Source organism: Symbiobacterium ostreiconchae, assembly GCF_055396975.1.
The window spans coordinates 3,606,006-3,629,173 of record NZ_AP042454.1 but is presented as its reverse complement, the minus strand read 5'-3'; the positions used below and the strand labels follow the sequence as shown (position 1 = coordinate 3,629,173).

At 70.0% G+C, this 23,168-nt stretch carries 27 protein-coding genes and 3 tRNA genes; 24 read left to right on the top strand and 6 right to left on the bottom strand.

The window, feature by feature from the left end:
* Positions 1-352 precede the first annotated feature (352 nt).
* The 9 genes from paaA (at position 353) to phoU (ending at position 6,945) form a co-directional block, all read left to right on the top strand.
* Entirely contained in the window at positions 353-1,291 is a 939-nt protein-coding gene (gene paaA / locus ACZ5UM_RS17455; protein WP_464845892.1) for a 1,2-phenylacetyl-CoA epoxidase subunit PaaA, read from the top strand.
* A gap of 12 nt (positions 1,292-1,303) precedes the next feature.
* On the top strand, positions 1,304-1,693 hold the full coding sequence (locus tag ACZ5UM_RS17450) for a phenylacetic acid degradation protein (protein WP_464845889.1): 390 nt from the start codon (positions 1,304-1,306) through the stop codon (positions 1,691-1,693).
* 67 nt (positions 1,694-1,760) lie between these two features.
* Positions 1,761-2,543, top strand: a complete 783-nt coding sequence (paaC, locus tag ACZ5UM_RS17445; RefSeq protein WP_464845887.1) for a 1,2-phenylacetyl-CoA epoxidase subunit PaaC — start codon at positions 1,761-1,763, stop codon at positions 2,541-2,543.
* On the top strand, positions 2,537-3,013 hold the full coding sequence (paaD, locus tag ACZ5UM_RS17440; protein WP_464845884.1) for a 1,2-phenylacetyl-CoA epoxidase subunit PaaD: 477 nt from the start codon (positions 2,537-2,539) through the stop codon (positions 3,011-3,013). Before paaC ends, paaD begins: the two co-directional genes overlap by 7 nt.
* 46 nt (positions 3,014-3,059) lie before the next feature.
* Positions 3,060-4,868, top strand: coding sequence for a hypothetical protein (locus tag ACZ5UM_RS17435; RefSeq protein WP_464845881.1), 1,809 nt, complete (start codon positions 3,060-3,062; stop codon positions 4,866-4,868).
* A 214-nt stretch (positions 4,869-5,082) separates the two neighbouring features.
* Positions 5,083-5,730, top strand: coding sequence for a hypothetical protein (locus ACZ5UM_RS17430; RefSeq protein WP_464845877.1), 648 nt, complete (start codon positions 5,083-5,085; stop codon positions 5,728-5,730).
* Between the two features lie 74 nt (positions 5,731-5,804).
* Positions 5,805-5,927, top strand: a complete 123-nt coding sequence (locus ACZ5UM_RS17425; protein ID WP_464845875.1) for a hypothetical protein — start codon at positions 5,805-5,807, stop codon at positions 5,925-5,927.
* A 199-nt stretch (positions 5,928-6,126) separates the two neighbouring features.
* On the top strand, positions 6,127-6,261 hold the full coding sequence (locus ACZ5UM_RS17420) for a hypothetical protein (protein ID WP_464845873.1): 135 nt from the start codon (positions 6,127-6,129) through the stop codon (positions 6,259-6,261).
* A 30-nt stretch (positions 6,262-6,291) separates the two neighbouring features.
* Positions 6,292-6,945 (top strand): phosphate signaling complex protein PhoU, encoded by a 654-nt coding sequence (gene phoU / locus ACZ5UM_RS17415; RefSeq protein WP_464845870.1) that lies wholly within the window; start codon positions 6,292-6,294, stop codon positions 6,943-6,945.
* Between the two features lie 25 nt (positions 6,946-6,970).
* On the opposite strand, the gene ACZ5UM_RS17410 is transcribed toward phoU, so the two are convergent.
* Positions 6,971-8,200 carry an acyl-CoA dehydrogenase family protein gene (locus ACZ5UM_RS17410; RefSeq protein WP_464845868.1) on the bottom strand — a complete coding sequence of 410 codons (1,230 nt, stop codon included), beginning with the start codon at positions 8,198-8,200 and terminating at the stop codon, positions 6,971-6,973.
* A 139-nt stretch (positions 8,201-8,339) separates the two neighbouring features.
* On the opposite strand from ACZ5UM_RS17410, the gene ACZ5UM_RS17405 reads away from it, so the two are divergent.
* The 3 genes from ACZ5UM_RS17405 (at position 8,340) to ACZ5UM_RS17395 (ending at position 8,642) form a co-directional block, all read left to right on the top strand.
* Positions 8,340-8,424, top strand: a tRNA-Tyr gene (locus ACZ5UM_RS17405).
* Between the two features lie 6 nt (positions 8,425-8,430).
* Positions 8,431-8,505: transfer RNA gene (locus ACZ5UM_RS17400), tRNA-Val, on the top strand.
* A gap of 54 nt (positions 8,506-8,559) precedes the next feature.
* Positions 8,560-8,642 (top strand) — tRNA-Leu (locus tag ACZ5UM_RS17395).
* 175 nt (positions 8,643-8,817) lie between these two features.
* On the opposite strand, the gene ACZ5UM_RS17390 is transcribed toward ACZ5UM_RS17395, so the two are convergent.
* Together ACZ5UM_RS17390 and ACZ5UM_RS17385 are read right to left on the bottom strand one after the other, a co-directional pair.
* Entirely contained in the window at positions 8,818-9,675 is an 858-nt protein-coding gene (locus ACZ5UM_RS17390) for an MBL fold metallo-hydrolase (protein WP_464845866.1), read from the bottom strand.
* 123 nt (positions 9,676-9,798) lie between these two features.
* Entirely contained in the window at positions 9,799-10,035 is a 237-nt protein-coding gene (locus ACZ5UM_RS17385) for a hypothetical protein (protein ID WP_464845864.1), read from the bottom strand.
* A 277-nt stretch (positions 10,036-10,312) separates the two neighbouring features.
* Here ACZ5UM_RS17385 and ACZ5UM_RS17380 point away from each other — a divergent pair, with 277 nt between their 5' ends.
* The gene (locus tag ACZ5UM_RS17380; protein ID WP_464845861.1) at positions 10,313-11,026 is read left to right on the top strand and encodes a CPBP family intramembrane glutamic endopeptidase; all 714 of its coding nucleotides are present in this window, start codon (positions 10,313-10,315) and stop codon (positions 11,024-11,026) included.
* A 77-nt stretch (positions 11,027-11,103) separates the two neighbouring features.
* Positions 11,104-12,462, top strand: a complete 1,359-nt coding sequence (locus ACZ5UM_RS17375) for a hypothetical protein (RefSeq protein WP_464845860.1) — start codon at positions 11,104-11,106, stop codon at positions 12,460-12,462.
* A 10-nt stretch (positions 12,463-12,472) separates the two neighbouring features.
* Here ACZ5UM_RS17375 and ACZ5UM_RS17370 read toward each other — a convergent pair whose 3' ends face one another.
* Entirely contained in the window at positions 12,473-13,231 is a 759-nt protein-coding gene (locus ACZ5UM_RS17370) for a DUF5995 family protein (protein WP_464848414.1), read from the bottom strand.
* Positions 13,232-13,300: 69 nt separating this feature from the next.
* Positions 13,301-13,771: an N-acetyltransferase family protein gene (locus ACZ5UM_RS17365; protein ID WP_464845857.1), complete on the bottom strand. Its 471-nt coding sequence runs from the start codon at positions 13,769-13,771 to the stop codon at positions 13,301-13,303.
* Positions 13,772-13,885: 114 nt separating this feature from the next.
* Here ACZ5UM_RS17365 and ACZ5UM_RS17360 point away from each other — a divergent pair, with 114 nt between their 5' ends.
* From ACZ5UM_RS17360 to ACZ5UM_RS17320, 9 genes are all read left to right on the top strand, one after another.
* Positions 13,886-14,350, top strand: a complete 465-nt coding sequence (locus ACZ5UM_RS17360; RefSeq protein WP_464845854.1) for a GNAT family N-acetyltransferase — start codon at positions 13,886-13,888, stop codon at positions 14,348-14,350.
* A 93-nt stretch (positions 14,351-14,443) separates the two neighbouring features.
* Entirely contained in the window at positions 14,444-14,869 is a 426-nt protein-coding gene (locus ACZ5UM_RS17355; protein WP_464845852.1) for a hypothetical protein, read from the top strand.
* Positions 14,870-14,934: 65 nt separating this feature from the next.
* Positions 14,935-15,225: a hypothetical protein gene (locus ACZ5UM_RS17350; RefSeq protein ID WP_464845850.1), complete on the top strand. Its 291-nt coding sequence runs from the start codon at positions 14,935-14,937 to the stop codon at positions 15,223-15,225.
* A gap of 138 nt (positions 15,226-15,363) precedes the next feature.
* Entirely contained in the window at positions 15,364-15,744 is a 381-nt protein-coding gene (locus ACZ5UM_RS17345) for a hypothetical protein (RefSeq protein ID WP_464845849.1), read from the top strand.
* Between the two features lie 81 nt (positions 15,745-15,825).
* Positions 15,826-17,430: an acyl-CoA mutase large subunit family protein gene (locus ACZ5UM_RS17340; RefSeq protein WP_464845847.1), complete on the top strand. Its 1,605-nt coding sequence runs from the start codon at positions 15,826-15,828 to the stop codon at positions 17,428-17,430.
* Positions 17,431-17,457: 27 nt separating this feature from the next.
* The gene (locus tag ACZ5UM_RS17335) at positions 17,458-17,865 is read left to right on the top strand and encodes a cobalamin B12-binding domain-containing protein (protein WP_464845845.1); all 408 of its coding nucleotides are present in this window, start codon (positions 17,458-17,460) and stop codon (positions 17,863-17,865) included.
* Positions 17,862-19,067: a methylmalonyl Co-A mutase-associated GTPase MeaB gene (gene meaB / locus ACZ5UM_RS17330; protein ID WP_464845843.1), complete on the top strand. Its 1,206-nt coding sequence runs from the start codon at positions 17,862-17,864 to the stop codon at positions 19,065-19,067. Before ACZ5UM_RS17335 ends, meaB begins: the two co-directional genes overlap by 4 nt.
* A 364-nt stretch (positions 19,068-19,431) precedes the next feature.
* A complete protein-coding gene (locus ACZ5UM_RS17325; RefSeq protein ID WP_464845840.1) occupies positions 19,432-20,577 on the top strand; it encodes an acyl-CoA dehydrogenase in 1,146 nt (381 codons plus the stop codon).
* A 122-nt stretch (positions 20,578-20,699) separates the two neighbouring features.
* Entirely contained in the window at positions 20,700-21,188 is a 489-nt protein-coding gene (locus tag ACZ5UM_RS17320; protein WP_464845839.1) for a hypothetical protein, read from the top strand.
* Between the two features lie 223 nt (positions 21,189-21,411).
* On the opposite strand, the gene ACZ5UM_RS17315 is transcribed toward ACZ5UM_RS17320, so the two are convergent.
* The gene (locus tag ACZ5UM_RS17315) at positions 21,412-22,311 is read right to left on the bottom strand and encodes a LysR family transcriptional regulator (RefSeq protein WP_464845838.1); all 900 of its coding nucleotides are present in this window, start codon (positions 22,309-22,311) and stop codon (positions 21,412-21,414) included.
* A gap of 95 nt (positions 22,312-22,406) precedes the next feature.
* On the opposite strand from ACZ5UM_RS17315, the gene ACZ5UM_RS17310 reads away from it, so the two are divergent.
* Complete coding sequence (locus tag ACZ5UM_RS17310) at positions 22,407-23,117, top strand: glycerophosphodiester phosphodiesterase (protein WP_464845837.1); 711 nt, start codon at positions 22,407-22,409, stop codon at positions 23,115-23,117.
* Positions 23,118-23,168: the final 51 nt, after the last annotated feature.

The window sequence follows — 23,168 nt, the reverse complement described above, 5'->3', positions numbered from 1 at the left end:
GAGTTGAAGGCGTGAGCCCTGAGGCGGCCTGGACCCATTCCCACCGCCCACGACCCACGGCCCACCGCCGAAACGAGGGGTTGCTGGCCGAGTTGAAGGCGTGAGCCCTGAGGCGGCCTGGACCCCATTCCCACCGCCCACGACCCACGGCCCACCGCCGAAACGAGGGGTTCCTGGCCGAGTTGGAGGCGTGAGTCCTGAGGCCGCCTGGACCCATTCCCACCGCCCACGACCCACGGCCCACCGCCCAAACGGGGTTCCTGGCCGAGTTGGAGGCGTGAGTCCAGAGGCCGCCTGGACCCATTCCCACCGCCCACGACCCACGGCCCACCGCTCACAAGGGGGGTTGACCATGCCCGAACTGGATGACCGGCACGCGGCGTTCCTCGAACGCGTGTCCCGCGGGGAGAAGATCGAGGCGACCGACTGGATGCCCGATGAGTACCGCATCGCCATGGTCAAGTTCCTGCAGATGCACGCCCTGTCCGAGTTGATGGGGGCCCTGCCGGAGAAGGAGTGGGTGCCCCGGGCGCCGACGCTGGCGCGCAAGCTGAGCCTGATGGCCAAGGTGCAGGACGAGGTGGGGCACGCCCAGTTGATTCTCCGCGTGGCGGAGGACCTGGCGGCCCCGCTGGGCAAGGGCCGGGAGGAGTTGGTGGCCGAGCTCTTCACCGGCGAGTGCAAGTTCCACAACGTGTTCCACATGCCGGCGCCTACCTGGGCCGACGCCGGCATCATCGGCTGGCTGGTGGACGGCGCCGCGGTGGTCTCCCAGGCCGCTCTGCTGACCTCCTCCTACGCGCCCTACGCCCGGGTGCTCCAGCGGGTCTGCGCCGAAGAGGGGTTCCACATCCAGCACGGCGAGTCGATCTGCCTGGCTCTGGCAGAGGGCACGCCCGCGCAGCGGCAGATGCTGCAGGACGCCCTGAACCGCTGGTGGGAGGCGCTGCTGCTCTTCTTCGGACCGCCGGAGTCCAACTCGGCTTCGGCCGCCGTCCTCTTCAAGTACCGGTTCCGCACCAAGACCAACGAGGAGCTCAGGCAGAAGTTCCTCACCAAGTACGTGCCCCGCATCCGGGCCCTGGGGCTTACCATCCCCGACCCCGCCCTGCGTTACGACGAGGCGGCCGGCCGGTGGATCTACACCCCGCCGGACTGGTCCAAGCTGAAGGCCATCGCCCGGAACCAGGGCCCGCTGTCCCAGTACCGTCTGGGGCTCAGGCGGCTCTCCTACGAGCAGGGCCGCTGGGTGCGGGAGGCGCTGCTGGCTCCGGCCAGGCAGGCGGTGTAGGGGGTGGTGTTCGTGGCGCTGCACCCACCTGTGGACCCGGCGCAGGCTTGGCGCGCAGGGGAGGAGGCGGGGGCCCACCCGCAGTTCCGGATCTACGAGATCTTCGTGCAGAAGGATCACCAGAGCCCGCACGTGTGGGTGGGCTCGGTGGCCGCCGGCTCCGCGGACGACGCGCTGGTGCTGGCGCGGGAGTCGTTCCTGCGCCGCGACCCGGCCGTCTCCATCTGGGCCGTGGAGCAGTCGGCCATCCACCGGACCGACTACGCAGACCGGGACTTCTTTGCCCGGGAGACCGACAAGCGGTACCGGACCGTGGCCGGGTACAGGGAGGCCAACGCCGAGCGCTGGCGCAAGTACCGGCGGGACCTGCTGGACCTGGAGCGCGACTTCGTCCGGGACTGAGCGGTCCAGGGCTGGGCGCCGGCCGGCGCCGGGCCAGCCGGGCCGCTGCCCGTGGGGAGGGGTTTGGGTGGACACCGCGAGCGTGATTGCGCTTCTCTACCAGCTGGCCGACGACGAGCTGGTCATCGGCCACCGAGATTCCGAGTGGCTGGGCCTGGCGCCGCACATCGAGGAGGATGTCGCCTTTTCGTCCATCGCCCAGGATGAGGTCGGGCACGCGGCGCTCTACTACCGCCTGCTGGAGGAGCTGGGCGAAGGCCGGGCCGACGATCTGGCCTTCCTGCGGCCGGCCCGCCAGCGGCGCAGCGCCGTCCTGCTGGAGCGGCCCAACGGTCCGGGAACCTATCTGGCCGAGCCCCGGTTCGACTGGGGCTACACCGTCGCCCGGCGCCTGGCCTACGACCTGTTCGACGCGATCCGGCTGGAGGTGCTGGCCCGCTCGTCCTACGCCCCGCTGGCACAGGCCGCGGCCAAGATCCGCCGGGAGGAGCGGTACCACCTGGTCCACCACACCACCTGGTTCCGGCGGCTGGCCACCGGCACGGCAGAGTCGCGCCGGCGGCTGGAGGCCGGGGTGGCCGCGGTCTGGCCCGACCTGGGCGGCCTCTTCTCCCTCGGGGAGGTGGAGCCCGGGCCCCACTTTCCGGCCGGTCCCGACGAACTGGTGGACCGGTGGGTCCAGGAGATGGCGCCGCTCTTCGCCGAGGTCGGGCTGGCCTGGCCCGGGCGTCCGGCGCCGGCCCCCGAACCCGGGGCGGACGGCCGGCTGGGCCGGCACACACCCGACCTGGACCGGCTGCTGGAGACCATGGGGGAGGTCTACCGGACCGCCCCCGGTGCCGCATGGTGACCGAGGCGGCCGTCTGGGCCGCCCTGGCCGACGTGCGGGATCCGGAGATTCCGCCCGTCTCCATTGTCGACATGGGGATGGTCCATCGGGTGACGGCGGACGGGCCCCGGGTGCGGGTGGAGATCATGCCGACCTTCGTGGGGTGCCCCGCCCTGGATATCATCCGGCGGGACGTGGTGAACCGGGTCCGGACCGTGCCCGGCGTGGCAGAGGTGGACGTCGTGTTCATCTACGACCCGCCCTGGAGCAGCGACCGCATCACCGATGAAGGAAGGGCGCGTCTGCGCAGCTTCGGCATCGCGCCGCCGCCCGGCCCGGGGCGGCTGCTGGCGGTGGAGGAGGCCCCTGCCTGCCCTTACTGCGGATCGACGGACACGCACCTGGAGAACCTGTTCGGCCCCACCGCCTGCCGGTCCATCTACTATTGCGACGGCTGCCGGCAGCCCTTCGAACAGATGAAGAGGCTGTGAACCTCTCGGTCCTCCTCGTCGTCAGACAAGTGGAAGGATGATGGCGATGAGGAGCGTGAAGCGGGTTCTTCTTTTCGCCGGCCTCTGCCTGCTGCTGGCCGCCTGTTCCCTGCCCCTCACGGCCCCGGTGGTGCCTGAGGCCGGGGAAGCCGGGGAACCTGCGGGCCAGTCCGGCGCGCCTGTGCTCCCCCAGGGGAGCGCGGGCGCGCCGCCGCGCCTGGTCGACCGCCTTCTGTACCGGGGCACGTCTGTGCTGGACCGGGTGGTGGACGGCGTCACGGCGGTGCACCTGGACCCGTGGCAGACCGAGGCGGCGGTGGGATCCGGGCCGGTCGAGATCACGTGGCAGCTGGACACGCATGACGCGCGGCCGTACCGGGGACTCCTGCGGACCGAGGGGGCCGAGCCTGCGCAGGTGCGCACCGTGCTCGGCGTGATTCAGGCCCGCTTCGAGCCGCCCCTGCCGGACCAGTGGACGGTCTGGCTGGACGGCGTCGCCGGCTCGCACACCCGCCTGGTCCGCTATCCGGAGCCGGGCGTCACCGTCAGCTATCTGGGACCGGACGGCGACCTGATCCCCCTGGAGGCGAACGAGGCCGTTCTGCCGGCCGGACCGCTGGAGCTGCAGCTGGCGTTCGACCGGCCGGTCGACGAGGGCAGCCTGGTGAACTGGGCGCTGGCGCTGGAAGCGTGTGCAGGCCAGCCGGTCCGGGTGGAGCAGGCATCCGGGGGCCGCTGGTGGATCCGGATGGAGGAGGCGCCGGACAGCCTGCACCTGGACCTGCGGATGGTGGTCGCCGCAGAGAGCGGGCTGCCTGTTTCGCGGTATCCCCTGACCTTGTGGAGCGAGGAGGCGCTGCCGTACCTGGAGCGGGTGGACCTGGCGACGGGCGAGGCCGAGCCGGTGCTGCGTCTGCTGCCGGCGGTCAGCGAGGCGCAGCCGTCGCCTGACGGCGCCTGGATCGCGCTGCGTTCCTGGCGCAGCGACGGGGACAGGTGGCTCCAGGACCGTGTCAGCATCGCGGACCTGAACGGAAACCGCATGAGCCCTGTGCCGCTGGAAGGAGGCACGCTCCTCTGGGCCGGGGGCCGGCTGGTCAACCGGTCCCCGGAGTGGGCGGCGGAGCAGGTCTGGGAGGTCTGGGATCCGGCCGGCGGCGACCCGGCCATCGCCGGCCCCGTGCGGCTGCCCGACGGGCTGGCCGGGACCCTGCCGGTGACGGCGGCGTTTTCGCCTGACGGGCGGACCGCTGCCTACCTGGCGTTGGATGATCCGTCCGATCTGGACGGCGCCGGGCCGCCGCCGCTGGTCCTCGTGGACCTGCAGACCGGTGAGCCGCGCGCCCTCGGCGGGGAACTGCAGGGCGGCCTTCCGGCCGCGGACGCCGACTCGCCGGGGGTGGCCTGGAGCCCGGACGGCAGCCGGATCGCGGCCCTGGAGCCGCTGTCTTCGGCCGGCGGCAGCCAGCTGGTGGTCTACGACCTCGAACGGGAGGAGCGGCAGGTCGTCGGCGGGCCGCTGCCGGTTGAGGCTTGGGGGGCGCGCCTTTCCTGGAGCCCGCGGGGCGACCGGCTGCTGATCCTTGGAGGGAATGGGGAGGCCTGGCTCGTCCCGCTGGACGGCGGCCCTGCCGTCGCGGTCGCCGCCGCGGGATACGGGCAGGTCTTCTGGGACGCGGCCGGTGAGCGGATCCTGTGGGCCAGGGCCCCCTGGGGCGGCGTCTTCGTCCTGTCCCTGGCGGACGGTACCCTGGTCGATCTGGGAGACGGGCTCCCCGCCGGGTGGGCGGGGGACTCGGTGTACGTGATCCGCCGGCCGGACCCGCAGCCCCGCTGCGGTCCACCGCTGCCCTGACCCCCGCCGAGGGACCGGGCCCGGCGCCCTGCCGCCCCGCCCAGGCGGGGCGTTTCCGCGCCTGCTCCCCAGGGATTTCCGGCCTGCCCGCCGGGACGCCTGCCGACTGCGCAGCATAGCATGGCGCACAGGCACAGCGAGGACCCCATCCACACCCCCGGGGTATGGGGTGCGGTGAACTGGTCAATACTTGGGGGCCGAGGGGGGTTTTCCCATGCAGAACGCGGAGGTCAGAGAGCTGGTGCAGCGGTCGCTGGAGCGGTACGCGGACGACGAGCGGGCGCTCGACGCCTTCTGGCAGTGGGCCTCGAACCCGACCCCGCCCTCGGCCGGGTACGCCTTGGAAGAGAATGCCGGCTTCATCGCGACCAACCTCATGCTGCGCTATGGCGAGCCCGCCGTCGACCTGGTGATGTCCGTCAACGAGGAGTGCCGCAGGCTGGCCGGGCGGGCGTCGATCCAGGAACTGCAGCGCACCATTGTCACCGTGCTCAACGGACCGTTGGGTGAGCCGCTCCGTCAGGGCATCATCCGGCGTCTCACGCAGCCGTCCATGGCCCGGCGGGCCCTGACCGCCTGGCTGGTCAACCGGGCCCGCTGGCGGCGGATGCCCGGACGCGAGCCCGTGGTGGCCGGCGAGTTTGACTGGTCGCTGGGCGCCGACCTGGAGAGCGCCGCGGCCGACTGCCAGAGTGCCGTGATGTGCGCCCTCTACGGCCCCGAGACGGCACAGCTGGACCTGGCTCGCGAGGCCATGGCCGTCGGCGTGGTCAACCGGCTGTTCTACCGCAACGTCGCGGGGCGCATGGAGGCGAAACTCCGGCCCGGGCCGCGGCTGCCTGTTTCGCAACTGGTCTACTAGCCCGAGGATACCTCCGGGGCCGTCGGCGGCGTCTATATGCAGAGAACGTTTCACGTCGCGGAGGGGGCGCCGCTGTGGACGGAACCGGGAAGAGGTGGTATCAGTCGCCCGCGGTGGTCGGGCTCATCATCACCCTGCTCGGCTTCGGGCTGTTCACGCTCGCGTTCTGGCTGATCAGCGAGTGGCTGCTGCGGTAGCGGCGAAAAGGGCTTGCGGCGGTGGGATCAGCCGCATATAATAGAGAGACCAGGAGCGGCGAGACCGCACAGTGGCAGCAGGGAGCAGTCTGAGCACGTTCGGGCAGGTACAGCGCGAATGCAGCAACCCCGGTGCGTTCCGGGGTTCTTTTTTAGACTCGTGTAACCGCTGTAGACAACAAGAGAGGAGGCGAGAGACATGCACACGAAGAAGCAGCGGCCGGTGGCCCGGCCCGAGGCGGAACGGCCAGCCGGCAAGTGCACCCAGGTACACGTTGAAGAACACATCCTTGAGGAGATCCTGCGCGCAGCGGGGCTGGAGCAACTGGACTGAGGCGGGCGGTCGGAAAGGGGAGATAGAGGCGTGCGCAGCACGCTGGAGACGCAGATCAGGGATATCAACCGGGATGTCCTGCGCATGGGCCAGCTGGTGAGCGAGATGGTGGAGAAAGCCGTGCGCTCGCTGGCCCAGCAGGATATCGCCCTGGCGCAGCAGGTCATCGACAGCGACGATGAGATCGACCGGATGCTGATCGCCATCGAGATGCGCTGTCTGCAGGTGATGGCCCTGCAGCAGCCGCTCGCCCGCGATCTGCGCGCCGTGGGCACCAGCCTGAAGGTCGTCACCGACCTGGAGCGGATGGCGGACCACGCCACCGACATCGCTGAGGTGACGATCAGGCTGGGGGGCGAGCCGCTCATCAAGCCGCTGATCGACATCCCCCGCATGGCCGCCCTGGCGCAGGAGATGGTGCGGGAGGCGCTGGAGGCGTTCGTGCAGCAGGACGAAGCCGCCGCGCGCGCGATGATCGCCCGGGACCACGAGATGGACGCCCTGTACAAGTCCGTCTTCGACGAACTGGTGGAGATGATGGAGAAGAACCCGCAGGTCGTGCGTCAGGCCACGTACCTCCTGCACGTGGCCGGCTGGCTGGAGCGGATCGGCGACCACGCCACGAACCTGGGGGAGTGGACGATCTACCAGCAGACGGGCGAACTGAACGATCTGAATACGTAGCGAAGAGGGGGCGGCGGCCCCCTCTTTACGGTTCCGGCCGGCGGAGCGGCTCCGCGCGGCCCCCGGCTTCGGCCCGGGCGATGGCCGAGCGGGCCAGGCTGGCGATGACCACGTCCTCCATGGGCGGGTTGTGCAGGCCTGCCCGCGCGTCCCGGAGGAAGCGCTCCAGGGGGAGCGAGCGGGAGAGGGAGGCTCCGCCGGCGGCGCGCATGGCCCGGTCCACCACGCCGAGCGCCGTCTCGACGACGAAGGGCTTGCAGGCGGCCACCGCGTCCACCAGGTGCGGCCGCCACTCCGGCCGTTCGTCCCACTGCCGGGCCAGCCCCATGAGCAGGTGGCGGGCCGGCAGCAAGGCCAGGTCCATCTCGCCGATGAGCCGCTGCACGTGGGGCCGGTCCGCGAGGCGGGATGTCGGCTCGGGGTGCCCGGGCGGATTCACCGTGCGCCGCTGCACCGCATACTTCACGGCGAAATCCCGGGCGGCCTGGGCCACGCCCAGGTAGACGGCGGGCACGTGCAGCAGCCAGCCTTCCGTGCGGGCGCCGCCCCGCTCCCGGGCGGACTCCAGCAGGGACTCCGCGGGCACGTGCACCTCCTCCAGCCACAGGTCGTGGCTGCCGGTGGCCCGCATGCCCAGCGCGTCCCACGTCTCCTCGATCCGGAGCCCCGGCGTCTCCCGCGGCAGCAGGAACCAGGCGGCTTCCTCGGTGCCGGCCAGCGTGGCGGAGACCAGGAAGTAGCGGAGGATCGGGGCGAGCGTCGTGAAGTTCTTGCGGCCCGTGAGCACCCAGGAGCCGTCGGCCAGCCGGCGCGCGGTGGTCCGCGGCAGGCCGCCGCGGCTGGGGCTGCCCGTCTCGGGTTCCGACGCGCAGGCGTTGAGCAGGGCGCCGTCGGTCACCACCTCGGCGAAGAGCCGCCTGCGTACCGGTTCGGGCCACGTGCGGCTGACCGCCTGCTTGCCGACGACGTACAGGTGCCAGCCCACCGCCAGCGCCGTGGAGGCGTCTCCCCGGGCCAGCCGCTCCTGCGCGAAGACCATGGCGTGCACCCCGGCCCCGAGGCCGCCGTCTTCGCGGGGAACGGTCAGGGCGAGGTAGCCGCGCTCCCGCATGGCCTCAAAGTGCGCGAAGGGAAAGGTTCCGGCGCGGTCGTATTCCGCTGCGGTCTTGGCGAAGCGGTCAGCGAGTTCGTCGGCCATCTCGAAGGCCTGCCAGTCCACCTCGGTCTGACCGTAATACCAGGGGCCCAGTGTCACCGGATTCACCTCCGATGTCGAAAATCTTCGCCGCGGCCGGTCAAAACTCTTGCCGGCGGACTGGATGATTGACCCGCTGCTGCATGCGTTTCACACTTGAACCGAGACCGGTCTTCGTGTATCATTAACTCCTGTCAGTGGGGAGATACCCAAGTGGCCAAAGGGGGCTGACTGTAAATCAGTTGCGGAATGCTTCGGTGGTTCGAATCCACCTCTCCCCACCAACATACGGGCGGTTAGCTCAGCGGGAGAGCACTTGCTTCACACGCAAGGGGTCACTGGTTCGATCCCAGTACCGCCCACCAGGGTGCCCACTGGGGCTCCGGCGGCGTATCGCCGGGCCGGCCCCGAAAATCGCTGTCGGAGTGGCGGAACTGGCAGACGCGTACGTTTGAGGGGCGTATGGGCAACCGTGCGGGTTCAAGTCCCGCCTCCGACACCACATGGAACAGCGCAGGCGGAGCCGAAGGCGGCTCCGCCTGCGCTGTCGCGTCCGGTTTCCGGGGTACCCCGGCCGGGCATATCCTGCCGGTTCCGGCCGGCCGTCTCCGCCGGGAGCCCGCCGCCCGGCCGCGCGCCCCCGGGCTTCGCCGTGGGTGTCGCACCGGCCCGGGGCCTCACGGCTGCCCGGGACGGTGCCCCCCGGCGGCCGCCTGCACCTCGGCGACGGCGGCGGCGATGTTCGCCTGGTGCTGCTGCGCGTAGTACGGGGGCAGCTGTGCCAGCACGTGCTCCGGCAGCAGGTCGGCCAGGGCCAGCCCGGCGGCGATCTCTTCGGGGCTCTGACCTTTTGTCAGCCCGATCTCGGCGGCCTCCAGGATCCGCTCGATGTACGCGGCGTTCTCCGCAAGGAGCTCGGGGCCTCCGGGGCGGCCGTGGCCGGGCACGACGTGCTTCACGCCGTTTCGGCCCCACTCCCGCAGCGTCCGGGCCCACGCCCGGATGTGGCCGGGTTCGCTCAGGGTCGGCAGCGGGGTCTCCACCGCATCGCCGGCGAGCAGCAGCCCGAGCTCCGGCACGTGGACCACCACCGAGTCGGCGGTGTGGCCGGGGAGATGATAAAGGTCGACGGTCAGTCCGCCCGCGTCGAGGGTCAGGCGGCTGTCGAAGGCGAGGTCCGGGAGGATAATCCGGCTGCCGTCGAAGTCAGCGGGCTTCTTCGCCCGCATCTCCTCCAGGTAGGCGGAGGCCTCCGGGGCCGCGAGCCGCTCCCGGGTGAGGCGGTGGGCGATCACGGGTACGCCGGGGAAGGCGGCGGTGCCCCAGCAGTGGTCCCAGTCGGAGTGGGTGTAGACGACCAGGGTTGCCCCGGCGAAGGGGCTCATGTCCGCCGGCCGGATGAGGGTGTCGACCACCACCCGGTGCCGGCTCCCGCTCACCAGCGCGGCGGTCACGGGGAAGTCAGATGAACCCGGCAGTGACCGGGTGACCAGAGTGACGGACGGAAGGTACTGCTCGATCCTCAGACTGGACATGATCATCCCCCTCTTGTGCTGCGCCGCGGCGCTTGCGGCGCGCGGGGGCGGCCCCCGCGCGGTTCCACAGTATAGAACGGCGCGGAGGCAACGACCGTTCGGCGTGAAACGTGTGGTGCTTGCTCACGCCTGGACCGCCAGGTCCGGATGCAGGTCGAGAAGCGGGGGCGGGACCTGGAGCTGGGGGAGGGGCCTGAGCGTCAGCGCAGGGTCAAGAGGCCGGCGCAGCAGGGCCCGCCCGCCCGAAACACAGGACTCGCCCAGCGTGACGGGGGTGCGGGTCAGGCGGCGGACGGCGGGCTCGTCGAGCAGCAGGATCCCCGCCACCTCGCCGGAGGGCGCGGCCAGACGCCGGGTCACGGCGAGGTACGTGACGGAGAGCTGCCGGCCGCCCCTCCCCGCGTCGTGGCTTCACCAGGTCAGAACGGTGCGGGGGTGGGATGCGTGACGGCGCAACACGGTCCAACACATGACGGGACCCCCTGCCGGCGCCGGTCAGTCGGCTTTGCAGCCTGTGCGACCTGTGCCTGTCGGGGGTCCCGCTATAATCTATGCGGGTCCGGCGCAGGAATGACACGGAGAATCGGAGAAGGTTCTGCAGATCTTGGTGATGCTGTGCTCAGAGGAGGATGAATGGATGCCGGCAGAGGCCATGGCCGCCGCGGCGTTGGTGATCCAGAGCCTGATCGCGCTCTACCTGGCGGTCGGGGAGCCGTTTTACGGAAAGCGTGCCTACCAGCGGCTGCTCGCCTCTCTGGACCACGATCCGACCGCCCGGATCCGCTTCTACCGTGAGATCGTCGTGCTGGAATGGGCGCTGGTCTTCCTGGTCTTGCTGACCCTGTGGATGGCCGGCGAGCCGGTTGCGCGCATCGGCCTGGTCCCCGGCCGGATGGACTCGGAGACGGTGGTGCTGCTGGCGGCCCTGGCTGTGGGGCTGGCGGTGCCGCTGCTGCTGGGTGCGCTTTCACCCGGGTACCGGGAGGTCCTTCAGCAGCAGGTGAAGTCGGTACGGGGCCTGATCCCCGAGCGGGCAAGTGAGCGGCGCTGGTACGGCCTGGTCGCCCTCACCGCGGGCATCTGCGAGGAGATCCTGTTCCGCGGGTTCCTGATCGCCTACCTGACGGCGCTGGTGCCTGGACTGCCGGTCATCCCGGCCATCGTCCTCTCGGGGGCTATCTTCGGGATGGCGCACGGGTACCAGGGCTGGAGCGGGGTGGTCAGCACCGGGATCCTGGGCGTGGCGCTGGGCCTGCTGTACTTCTACACCGGCTCGCTGCTCTGGCCGATCGTGGTCCACGCGCTCATCGACCTGCGCGTGCTGGCCATGGTCCCCAGGCCGCAGCGGTGATCCGCTGCCTTGATGTTTCTGGCCTGCGGGGTACAATCAGGAGTGCCACCTGAACGACCGAAGGAGATGTCGCCGTCTTGACCCGCACAACCGATGCCAAGCGGGGCGCAGGAGCCGGGGCCCTCACGTACGGCACCATCCTGCGCCTGTTCCTGCCTCTCTCGCTCTCGGACGTCATCATGGTCATCGCCGGGCCGATCCTGACCATCGGGCTGACCAAGCTGGCCAACCCCGAGGTCTCGCTGGCCGCGTACTCGGTGGCCCAGAACGTGGCGATCCTGCTGGAAAGCCCCATCATCATGCTGCTGCACGCCTCGAACCTGCTCAGCCGATACCGGGAGACCTACCCGCCGCTGCGCCACTTCATGCTCTGGGCCAATGCCCTGCTGACGGTGCTCTACGCCCTGCTGGCGTTCACCCCGGCGTACGACGTCATCTTCCGCACGCTGCTCGGTCAGCCCGACGCCATCGCCGATGCAGCCCGGCCCGCGTTCCAGGCCATGCTGCTGTGGCCGGCCGCCATCGGGTGGCGCCGGTTCTACCAGGGCATCCTCATCCAGCATCAGCGCTCCAGCGTCGTGGCCTACGCCGGGTTTGCGCGCATCGGATCGCTCGCCGCCGTGACGGCGCTGGGCGTCATGGGGCGGGCCCACGGCGCCACGCTGGCCGGCGTGGCCCTGGTGGTCAGCGTCATCGTCGAGGCGGCCGCGGTCACCTGGCTCGCCCGGCCGGTCCTGAAGCAGGGCGTGGCGGACCCGGATGCGGAGGTCCCGGGCTGGGCGCCGCGCACCGTCGCGCAGATCGCCCTGTGGTACTGGCCGCTGGCGATGACGCAGATCCTGGTCACGCTGGTCCGGCCGCTCATCAACGGCGGCATCGCCCGCAGCGTCGACCCGGAGCTGGGGCTGGCGGCCTGGCCGGTCGCCTGGTCGACCATCCTGATGGTGGCCAACTCGGTCCGCATGGTGCAGCAGGTGGCGCTGACGCTCCTGCAGGACCGGCGCTCCTACCTGATGCTGCGCCGCTTCACCCTGACCATCGGCGTGGCGGCCTGCGGCCTGATGGGCCTGCTCGCCGTCACCCCCCTGGGCCGGCTGTACATGGAATGGGTGCTGGGGCTGAAGGGCGGCCTCGCCACCGTCGCTGACGCCGCCCTGCCCGCGCTGGGCTTCGGCGTGCTCTTCCCCCTCTACATCGCCCTGCAGAACTGGCTGCAGGCGCTCCTGATGAAGGACGGCCGCACGCTGGTGGTCAACGCCGGCGCCATCGCCGGCGGTTCGGTCACCCTGGTGGCCGTCTACGCCGGCGCGCTGATCTGGCGGCTTCCCGGTGCCGTGCTGGGTATCGTCGCCCTGCTCTGCGGTGCCGCGGTGGAGCTGCTGCTGCTGGCCTGGGCCTCCCGCCCGCAGCGGCGGGGGTGGCTGCTGCGCGGCTGAAGCGGGCTGCTCAGCAGAGCCGGAGGCGGCGCACCCAACGGGCGATGGGGCGCAAGAGCCTCAGAGGAGTGAACTGGTAGATCTCCCGGGCCGTGCTGAGGGCGTCCTGCTCGATGAAGCGGATCACCAGTGCCCGTTCCCGGTCCCCGTCCGCGGCGAGCAGGCAGCGGGCGTTGCGCCAGACCCGGTCGCGCCAGGTCTTCAGGCCGTAGGTGGCCAGGTTCCGGTCCAGATCGCCCATCAGCCAGCCGAGGGGGCGGATCAGCCGGCCGTAGTGCCGGGCGATCTCGTCCTGCACGGCCGGGATGATGTCGTGCAGCACCCGGTTGATCTGGTCGTGGTCGAAGCGGCGGCGCACGGTCCGGAAGACCGACTGCTCGTCCCCCTCGGCGCGCAGGATTTCTGCCACCACCAGCGGCAGGTCGTTGTTGATGTGGGCGTTCATCCCCAGGAGGATATCCTGGAGGAGGAACGCCCGCTTGCGCGCGGCGATCTCGAAGGCATAGGCCCACGCTGGCGGGGGATCCTCCCCGCGCTCGAACCGCGCCAGCGCGTCGAAGTAGTACCAGCCGAAGCGCACCGCGACCCGCTCCACCCAGGCGGGATCCAGGAAGAAGGGCTGGCGGAGGCGCTCGCGCACCGCCAGCGTCATGTGCCGGTACACCCGCAGGAAGGCGGCCCGGTGGTCGCCGTCCCGGTCCAGGCGGGCCAGGTGCGCCTCCATGACGGCCGCCAGATCGTCGATGCTGTTCACCTCCGCCCCGCCCATCTGCACGCCGCCCACCTCCCTCCGTCTAGTCTGTGCCCGCGGGCGCCTGCCCCAATCCCGGCCAGGCACCTACCCGGTCAGCAGCTTCTCCATCATCACGCCCCAGACCCGGAAGCCCCGGGCCTGAGAGGTCTTCCGGCCCAGCGGGTTGGTCGCGTGCACCCAGTTGGTCACCCGCCGGATGCCCAGCCGGCGCAGGTACCACTCGCCTGCCTCGTGCAGCCGCTTGGCCAGGCCCTTGCCCCGGTATTCGGGCATGAGGTAGATGTCGGCCATGTACCCCTGAAGCTCGCCGGTCCGGTCGTCGGGACGGATGCCGATCAGCAGGAAACCCACCGGCCGGCCGCCGTCGTCGACGACGAAGGCGGTCCCCCCGGGGGAGGCCAGGGCGGCCAGCAGGTTCCGGTGGGCGTTGGCCTGCACGACCTCCGGCCTGGCCACGGCCCGGTCGGTGGGATTCATGATCTCCCAGTCTGTCACCGCGGCCATGTGCAGCAGCCAGGGCAAGTCGCTCATCCGCCAGAAGCGCACCTCCGCCACGATGCGGTTCCCCCCTTTCTTCCCATCACGGTACGCCTCGCCCGGGCGGGAGGTACCAGGGGCCGGGGCCCTCCATAAGATGAAGGAGCCCGCATGAGGGAGGGGGGGAGCCGCATGTACCACTACCGGCAGGGCCACGCGGGCGATCTGCCCTGGCTGGTCCAGGCGGCGGCCGCGTCGTTCTGGGAGTCGCTCGACCCCGGAGAGCGCGCCCGGGTGAACCCGGCCTGGGCCGCGCAGCGGGCGGCACAGCAGTGTCACCAGGTGCTCTCCGCTCCGGGCAGCGCGCTGCTGGTGGCCCAGTACGGGGCGCAGCCGGTGGGCTACCTGCTGCTGGCGACGGCGCTCGACGGCAGCACCGAGGAGCCGACGGCCCTGCTGATCGACCTCTGGGTGCACCCCGCACACCGGCGCCGCGGGGTGGGCAGCACCCTGCTGGCGGCCGCGGAGCAGGGCGCCGCGGCCCTGGGCCTGCGCAAGCTGAAGCTCTGGGCGGGGCTGCACCAGCAGGAGGCGTTGGCGCTGGCCCACAGCCGGGGTTTCGTGCCCGCCGGCCTGATTGGCGTCAAGGATCTGTAACCGCCCGCGAAACGGTTACATAAGCTGAGAGTGGAGACGTTCCACCCTCGCGGTGGTGCTCATCCCGGTACAGATTCGGAAGGAGGTTCCTTCGTGTCCAAGAAAACGCGGGTCGTCACATCGACCGCCTGCCCCGTTGACGTCTCGCGGCCGGTGGTTTCGGTCAGCTGCCCGAGAACGTTACCCACTGCCACCGCCGGGGTGACCGACAAGTCGGACAAGAAGGGCTTCTTCGACAAGAAGGGGTTCTTCCCGTTCCCGTTCGCCGGCTTTGGCGGCCAGAGCGTCCCCGGGCAGGTGTTCAACAACCCGGCCGTAGACCTGGCTCCGTTCAACAAGCTGGCCTCGCTGGCCGCCTTCAGCCCGGCGGCGGCCCTGGCGGCCAAGAGTCCGACGCTGGCCATCTTCAACCCGGCCATCAACCCGGCCGCTGCGTTCCTGCAATTCAACCCGGGCGCTGCCCCGACGCTGGCGCTCACCGGCAAGGGCAAGCCCTTCTTCGGCAAGTTCGGCATCTAACCAACCGGAAGGCGGGCAGGGGAGTCTGAGGGCTCCCCCGCTTCCGGTCAGGAGGGAAGCCCGGCATGCACTTCGGCGGGTTCGACGCGCCCGATCAGGTCTTCTTCAATCCGGCGGTGCAGCTGGCCCCGTTCACGCCGCTGGGGTCGCTGGCCGCATTCAGTCCCGCGGCGGCCCTGGCGGCCAAGAGCCCGACGCTGGCCATCTTCAACCCGGCCATCAACCCGCGGGCGGCGCTTCTGGCCTTCAACCCGGCCGCCGCGCCGACGCTGGCGCTGACGGGGGGATTCGACGGCAAGTTCTTCGGCAAGCCGTTCGGCAAGTTCGGCAAGCCGTTCTGGAAAGGATGCTGCTGAGGCCGGAGGGGCGGGCCGGCGAAGGGACACACTGCGCACAACGGGGGCGAACGGCCCCCGTTTGCTGTCGCCTGGGGGCAGTCTGCCGCTGCCGGCGGCCGTCCGTCCGGCGCCTTCGGGGAGGAGGTTTCGCCCAGTATGCGGCGCAGGTTCGAGTTCTCGACGCCCACCGATGTCTTCCTGGACCCTGTCGTGCAGCTCGCGGCGCTCTGCCCCGTCTGCGCGCTGGCCGCGCTGCGGCCGGAAGCCGCGCTGGCCGCCCTCGCGCCGGGGCTGGTGCTGTTCAACCCGGCGATCAACCCGGCGGCGGCCCTGGCCGCCTTCGCGCTGGATCCGCTGCGCGCCCGGCGGGGTCTGCGTCGTCACGACGGAGGCGGGAGGATGGCCCTCTCGTACCCGGCGTCTCCCCGCCGGGACCGGTCCGCCGCCCCGCCGGCGGCGCAGGCGAGTTTCCGCGGCAGCGGGGGCGTGGTGGTGCGGGGTGGGGGGAGCCGGTGGGTTTTTTCCAGCGAGGGGTGAGCGTAAGCTCCAAAGCAGGAGGAATAGGCAGAAAAGGCGAATGGGTGTGAAGCGACACCGAATTGGGAGGGAGGGTGGCCCGTGGCCACAGCAGAGCGAAAGGAGCGGTTCGCCGGGGTCTCCGACCGCCCGGTGAAGCGGTTCTATGGCCCCGACGACATTGCCGGCTTTGACTACGACCGGGACCTGGGGGATCCCGGTGAGTACCCCTTCACCCGGGGCGTGCACCCGACCATGTATCGCGGCAAACTCTGGACCATGCGGCAGTTCGCGGGCTTCGGCACGGCGGAGGAAACCAACGCCCGGTTCCGCTACCTGCTGGAGCAGGGGCAGACGGGCCTCTCGACGGCCTTCGACATGCCGACGCTGCTGGGCTACGACTCCGACCACCCGTACGCCAACGGCGAGGTCGGCAAGCTGGGGGTGGCCATCGACTCGCTGCGGGACTTCGAGATCCTGTTCGAGGGCATTCCCCTGGACAAGGTCTCGACCTCGATGACCATCAACCCGCCGGCTTCCGTCATGCTGGCCATGTACCTGGTGGTGGCCGAGAAGCAGGGCGTCTCCTGGGACCAGGTGAGCGGCACCATCCAGAACGACATCCTGAAGGACTATATCGCCCAGAAGACCTATATCTACCCGCCGGCCCCCTCGATGCGGCTGATCACCGACGTCATGGCCTTCTGCGCCCGGCACGTGCCCCGGTGGAACACCATCTCCATCTCGGGTTACCACATCCGGGAAGCCGGGGCCACGGCCGCGCAGGAGCTGGCCTTTACCCTGGCCGACGGCATGGCCTACGTGGAGGCGGGGATTCAGGCGGGGCTCGACGTGGACGAGTTCGCCCCGCGCCTCTCCTTCTTCTTTGATGTGCACAACGACTTCTTCGAGGAGATCGCCAAGTTCCGCGCGGCCCGGCGGATCTGGGCGCGCGTGATGCGGGAGCGCTTCGGCGCCAAGAATCCCCGCTCCTGGATGCTGCGCACCCACGCCCAGACCGCGGGCGTCAGCCTGACGGCGCAGCAGCCGGAGAACAACATCGTGCGGGTGACCCTGCAGGCCCTGGCCGCGGTGCTGGGCGGCACGCAGTCCCTGCACACCAACTCCTACGACGAGGCGCTCGCGCTGCCCAGCGAGGAGGCGGTGCGCATCGCCCTGCGCACCCAGCAGATCATCGCCGAGGAGAGCGGCGTCGCCAACGTGGTCGACCCGCTGGCGGGTTCCTACTACGTGGAGCACCTGACCAACAAGCTGGAAGAGGAGGCCTGGGCCTACTTCGAGCAGATCGAGGCTCAGGGCGGCGTGGTCGCGGCGATCGAGAAGGGCTGGTTCCAGCAGCAGATCGCCGATTCGGCCTACCGATTCCAGCGGCGGGTGATGAACGGCGACTACAGGGTGGTGGGGGTCAACGCCTACGTCGACCCCGACGAGAAGCCCCACACCAACATCCTCAAGGTGAACCCGGAGGTGCAGCGCCGGCAGATCGAGCGGGTGCGCGAGGTGCGGGCGACCCGGGATCAGCGGGCGGCCGACGCGGCCCTGGCCGAACTGCGCAGGGCCTCGCAGACCGGCGAGAACCTGATGCCCTACATCATCGAATGCGTCCGGCGCTACTGCACCGTGGGGGAGATCTGCGGCGTCTGGCGGGAGCTGTGGGGCGAGTACCGGGAGGAGTCGGTCTACTAGTCACCGGGCGATGGAGGGGAAGCGGAAATGGAAGCTGCAGCGGGACGCAGGATCAGGGTCCTTGTGGCCAAGCTGGGGCTCGACGCCCATGACCGGGGGGCGAAGGTGGTCGCAAGGGCGTACCGGGATGCCGGCTTTGAGGTCATCTATACCGGTCTCTACCAGCGGCCCGAGGCCGTGGCCGCGGCCGCGATCCAGGAGGACGTGGACGTGGTGGCGATCTCGTCGCTCGCCGGGGCGCACGGGGTGCTGATTCCGCAGCTGATCCAGCTGCTCCGGGAGCAGGGGGTGGACGACGTGCTCATCCTGGCCGGCGGCATCATCCCCGAGGACGAGGTGCCCGCCTTGCTGGAGGCCGGCGTCTCCCGGGTGTTCGGGCCGGGATCGGACCTGGAGGAGATTGTGGCGTACACGAGGGAGAACGTGAAGCGATGAGGCCGGAAGATCGGGCTGCTGAGCTGTTCGCCCGCCTCCGGTCCGGGGACCGGCGGGCCCTGGCGCGGGCGATTACCTGGATCGAGAACGGCGCCGAGGAGGCGACGGCGCTGGTCCGGCTGGCCTACCCGCTCACGGGCCGGGCCCACGTGGTGGGGATAACGGGTCCGCCCGGCGCCGGCAAGTCCACGCTGGTGGACAGGCTGGCCAGCGAGCACCGCGCCCGCGGCCGGACGGTCGCCATCGTGGCGGTGGACCCCACCAGCCCCTTCTCGGGCGGGGCGATCCTGGGCGACCGCATCCGCATGCAGCGGACGCTGACCGACCCGGGCGTCTTCATGCGGTCGCTGGCGGCCCGGGGGCACCTGGGCGGGCTCTCGCCGGCGACGGCTGAGGTCGTGTCGGTGCTGGACGCCTTCGGCTTCGACGTGATCCTGGTCGAGACGGTGGGGACCGGCCAGTCCGAGGTGGAGATCATGGCCCTGGCGCACACCACCTGCGTGGTGGTGGTTCCGGGCCTGGGCGACGAGATCCAGGCGATCAAGGCCGGCATTCTCGAGATCGGCGACGTCTTCGTCTGCAACAAGGCGGACCGGGACGGCGCCGACCGGACGGTCAACGAGATCGAGATGATGCTCGACCTGGGCCACATGGGCCAGCCGGGGATCAACCGCTGGCCCGCCGATGGGGGCGGGGACGGCGCCGCCCTTTCGCCGGGTGCGGGCGCAGCCCCTTCGCCGGGCGCCGGGGCCACCCTTCCGCCCGGTGCGGACGCGGCGCTCCGCCGGCTGGATCGCACCGGCCACCACAGCGCGGAGGATCTGGCACGGGCTGCCGGCTACATGACCCGGGCGGCGCTGCACGCCGCCGAGCGGCATGGCACCGCCAGGCCGGGCGACATCTCCTGGCGGCCGCCGGTGCTGAAGACCGTGGCCAAGGACGGGCAGGGCATCGCGGCCCTGGTCGACCGGCTGGACGAGCACCTGGCGTTCCTGAAGGAGACCGGCCGCTGGGAGGCGAGGCGGGAGCAGGACGCGGCCCAGCGGCTGCAGGAGTTGGTGGGCCAGCGGGTGGCCCGCGCCACGCTGGAGCGGGCCCGGGCTGCAGGGGACTTCGAGCTGCTGGTCCGGCAGGTGGCCGAGCGGCGGATGGATCCTTACACCGCGGCCGATGAGATCCTGCGGAACCACTGGGGCTGCTGAGCGCATTACCCCCGTGAGGGTTCTCGCTCCGGGCCCTGAGGGCTCTATCGTTCCGAATCCTGTGGCTGTAACGGTCCGATCCCTGGGGGCGCTCCGGCTCCGGGCCCTGAGGGCTCCAAGGCTCCGATCCCTGGAGGCTCTCCAGCGACGATCCCAGAGAGCTCCATGGCTCCGATCCCTGAGGGCTGTACGACTCCGATCCCTGAGGGCTGTACGACTCCGGTCCGTGAAGGCGCTAAGGCCCTGATCCCTGGGGCTCTAAGGATCTGATCCCTGAGGGTTCTGACGTTCCGACCCGGGGAGGGGCCCGGCTCTCGGGCTCCTCCCGGCGCCGGAGGAAGCGACAGATGAGGAGGCAAGACCCGTGAACTTCTTTCTGACCGAAGAGCAGAACATGGTGCGGCAGGCGATCCGGGAACTGGCGGAGAAGGAGATCGCCCCGCGGGCAGCCGAGTTCAACCGGAAGCATGAGTTCCCGTGGCCGAACTTTAAGCTGCTGGCGGAGAACGGCTACCTGAACATGCACCTGCCTGAGCCCTACGGCGGCGGCATGGACTGGGTGAGCTACGCGATCGTCATCGAGGAGCTGGCCCGGGCGTGCGCCGTCACGTCGGTCATCTTCGAGGTGCACTGCTCACTGCACTCTGAGGCGATCTTCCATTTCGGCAGCGAGGAGCAGAAGCAGAAGTACCTGCCCAAGCTGACCCGGGGCGAGATCCTGGGCGCCTACGCCCTCACGGAGCCGGGCGCGGGCTCCGACGCCGCCGCCCTCCGCACCACCGCGGTGAAGGACGGAGACTCGTACATCCTCAACGGCGAGAAGACCTTCATCACCAACGGCGGCCAGGCCGGGCTCTACGTGGTGTTCGCGCGGACCAACCCCGACCCGTCGGTGGGCCACCGGGGTATCTCCGCCTTCCTGGTGGAGGCGGGCACCCCTGGGTTCAGCGTGGGCAAGCCCATGGAGAAGATGGGGCTGCACGCCTCGCATACCACGACCCTGCACTTCGAGGACTGCCGCATCCCCGCCTCGCAGCTGCTGGGCCGTGAGGGCGAGGGCTTCAAGATCGCGATGGCGATTCTGGACCGGGGCCGCATCGGCATCGCAGCCCAGGCGGTGGGCATCACCCAGGCGGCTCTGGAGGACTCGATCAAGTTTGCGAAGGAGCGGCACACCTTCGGCAAGCCCATCGCGGAGCACCAGGCCATCGCCTGGAAGATCGCCGACATGGCCACGGACCTGGAGGCCGCCCGCCTGCTGCTTTATCGTGCCGCCTTCCTGATGCAGCAGGGGGTCCGGGCGACGAAGGAGATCTCGATGGCCAAGCTCTTTGCCTCGGAGATGGCGATGAAGCACACGGTGGAGGCCGTGCAGATCCACGGCGGTTACGGCTACATGCAGGAGTACCGGGTGGAGCGGCTGATGCGTGAGGCGAAGATCACGCAGCTCTACGAGGGCACCAGTGAGATCCAGCGGCTGGTGATCTCGCGGGCTCTGCTGCGGGACTAAGCAGCGTGGCCGTGGGCGGTGGGTCGTGAGCGATGAGCGCTCGATCCCCCGGGACGCTGCGTCCCGGGGGATCGGGAGTTTCGGCGGAAGAGGACTGGGGAAGACGGCTGGAGGGTGACGACGTGCAGAGGCGACGGCTGGTTGTCGCGGCATGCTTGATTGTGGCGGCTGTCGGCACGGCGATCGGGTGGGTGTACACGCACCCGCCGCTGAGCAGTTCCGGTTACAGTACGCGCCACGATGGCGAGGGCACGCCGCTGGCCCACGGCGTGGATCTGATCAACAATGGACGCTGGCCCCTTACGCTGGTCGCGGTGACGGTCGACGGGCAGGAGATCCTGCCCCCGCACGCCATCGCAGTCGCGAACTTCACGGATGGCGAGTTGGCGGGAAGTGCGGCGATCACCATGGAGAGGGAGGGCCACAAGCTCACGAAAGGCCCGGTTTACGGCTGGAAGATGCAGCCTGCGCGGCGCGTGGGGCGTTCTCGCTATGCAATCAGGCTGGATACGTCGGGCTTTCCCGCGGAGTTTCGGAAGATCATTGTTCACTACCGCTACCTCGGGCTGCCAATGAGGTACGACTTCACCCTGGAGTGGATGTCACGATAGGGCCGCCCCCTGCGTGTGGGACCTGTTTTCATCACATGGTGGCGGCGACCTCCACCATGGCGCGTTGAGAGTGGCAGTGGTTCTGATTCCGCCGCCCGGCAGGTCGCAGAGGCCCTTGTAGGGGCCTTTCGCCTTCTTGATGAGAAGGATCTCCCCGTCCCTCCGGTGCACGGCGGCGCCCCGGTCGCAGTGTCACACATCATGCCTCACGCCCTGCGTCACCTCATCCCCCTTGCAGCCCTGGCACGACCCCGTCGGGGAACGACCGCTTCAGCAGATCGACGAACCGCCGGGCAGCCTCGGGCAGTTCCCGCTGCTGGGGCAGGATCAGGTAAGTGGCGGCGGTGGGCAGCTCCATGTCCACCGGCACCGTGACCAGCCGGCCTTCATCCAGCTCCCGCACGACGGAAGATATGGGCAGGAACGAGACCCCCAGCCCCTCCTCCAGCAGCCGCTTGGTGATGTCGACGCGGTCCACCGCCAGCGTGCGGAGGTGGGGCTGCCGCTGGCTGACCGCAAGCAGCAGGGCGTCCCAGTACATGGGGTGATTGCCGGTGAGGAGCAGGTGGTGGCCGATCAGCTCCACCCAGTCGGCCCCGGCGGCATTTTCCGGCGCAGCCACCAGCACGACAGGATCCGTGTAGAGCACCGTCGAAGAGGTGTCAGGATGGGAGGAGGGCATTCTTGCCAGCCCCACGTCCGCGGCGCCGGCGGCCACGATGTGGCCGACGGCGGAGGAGACCTCGGTGGTGATGACCACCTCTACCCGGGGGTTCTCGTGGGTGAACTCCTTCAGCCGCCCGGGGAGGATCGACGTGGCCACCAGAGGCGAGGTGACCAGCTGCAGCCGGGTATCATAACCCTGCCACCATGCGGTCATGTCGTTGACCGCCTGCTCGTACGTGGCCAGCACCCTGCGGGCGTGGGGCAGGAAACGGTGCCCGGCCGCCGTGAGCCGCACCCGCTTGCCCACCCGGTCGAAGAGCTGAAACCCCAGCAGATGCTCCAGCTGGCGGATGTGCGTCGTGACCGTGGGCTGGGCGAGGTAGAGCCGTTCGGCGGTCTGGTGGAAGTTCTCCAACTCCGCTGCCGTCACGAAGGTGCGCAGAAGTTTGAGATCCATGAGCGGTGCTCCCTTCTCCCCCGGCAGAATTGGATAGCACATTTCGAGGCGTTTTCACTGTTTTCCTCTAAGGCCACGAGCAGAGGTGAGAGCGCATGGCACAGGTGATCGGTCACAGGGGTGCCGCAGGTACGCACCCGGAGAACACGATGGTTTCCTTCCGAAGGGCCTTCGAGCTGGGGGTCGACGGCATCGAGTTCGACGTGCACCGCACCGCGGACGGCCACCTGGTGGTCATCCACGACCCGGCGGTGGACCGCACGACCGATGGTTCGGGCTTGATCATGATGATGACCCTGGAGCAGATTCGGGCCCTCGACGCCGGCTCGTGGAAGGACCCGCGCTTTGCCGGCGAGCAGGTGCCCACCCTGCAGGAGCTGATCCGGGCGACGCCGCCTGGCGTCCGGCTCTACCTCGAGCTGAAGGCCGGGTCGGTCCACTACCCGGGCATCGAGCAGGAGTTGGTCGACGTGCTGAAGGCGGAGGGGGCGCTGGCGCGCACGCAAGTCTCCTCCTTCGACCACCGTGCCCTGGTGAAGCTGAAGGAGATCTGTCCGGAACTGCCGCTGGGCATGCTCACCTCGAGCAACCTGGTGGACCCCGTCCGCATGGCCAGGGAGATCGGCTGCGAGGCGATTCACCCCGCCTGGCCGTGGGTGACCCCCGAGTACGTGGAGGCGGCGCACGCGGCCGGGCTTCAGGTGAACTGCTGGACGGTGAACGAGCCCCTGGCCATCGCGATGATGCGCAACGCCGGCGTCGACGGCATCATCACGGACTACCCGGAGCGGCTGCTCGGCGGCTGACGGAAAGGTGTTCGAATCCTGACGGCTGTGCAGGAGAAACGGTCCGGGACC

Coding starts and splice junctions, on each gene's coding strand:
- paaA (WP_464845892.1), top strand. CDS start 353: ATGCCCGAACTGGATGACCGGCACGCGGCGTTCCTCGAACGCGTGTCC.
- paaD (WP_464845884.1), top strand. CDS start 2,537: ATGGTGACCGAGGCGGCCGTCTGGGCCGCCCTGGCCGACGTGCGGGAT.
- ACZ5UM_RS17435 (WP_464845881.1), top strand. CDS start 3,060: ATGAGGAGCGTGAAGCGGGTTCTTCTTTTCGCCGGCCTCTGCCTGCTG.
- ACZ5UM_RS17430 (WP_464845877.1), top strand. CDS start 5,083: ATGCAGAACGCGGAGGTCAGAGAGCTGGTGCAGCGGTCGCTGGAGCGG.
- ACZ5UM_RS17420 (WP_464845873.1), top strand. CDS start 6,127: ATGCACACGAAGAAGCAGCGGCCGGTGGCCCGGCCCGAGGCGGAACGG.
- ACZ5UM_RS17390 (WP_464845866.1), bottom strand. CDS start 9,675: ATGTCCAGTCTGAGGATCGAGCAGTACCTTCCGTCCGTCACTCTGGTC.
- ACZ5UM_RS17380 (WP_464845861.1), top strand. CDS start 10,313: ATGCCGGCAGAGGCCATGGCCGCCGCGGCGTTGGTGATCCAGAGCCTG.
- ACZ5UM_RS17370 (WP_464848414.1), bottom strand. CDS start 13,231: ATGGGCGGGGCGGAGGTGAACAGCATCGACGATCTGGCGGCCGTCATG.
- ACZ5UM_RS17360 (WP_464845854.1), top strand. CDS start 13,886: ATGTACCACTACCGGCAGGGCCACGCGGGCGATCTGCCCTGGCTGGTC.
- ACZ5UM_RS17350 (WP_464845850.1), top strand. CDS start 14,935: ATGCACTTCGGCGGGTTCGACGCGCCCGATCAGGTCTTCTTCAATCCG.
- ACZ5UM_RS17345 (WP_464845849.1), top strand. CDS start 15,364: ATGCGGCGCAGGTTCGAGTTCTCGACGCCCACCGATGTCTTCCTGGAC.
- ACZ5UM_RS17335 (WP_464845845.1), top strand. CDS start 17,458: ATGGAAGCTGCAGCGGGACGCAGGATCAGGGTCCTTGTGGCCAAGCTG.
- meaB (WP_464845843.1), top strand. CDS start 17,862: ATGAGGCCGGAAGATCGGGCTGCTGAGCTGTTCGCCCGCCTCCGGTCC.
- ACZ5UM_RS17315 (WP_464845838.1), bottom strand. CDS start 22,311: ATGGATCTCAAACTTCTGCGCACCTTCGTGACGGCAGCGGAGTTGGAG.
- ACZ5UM_RS17310 (WP_464845837.1), top strand. CDS start 22,407: ATGGCACAGGTGATCGGTCACAGGGGTGCCGCAGGTACGCACCCGGAG.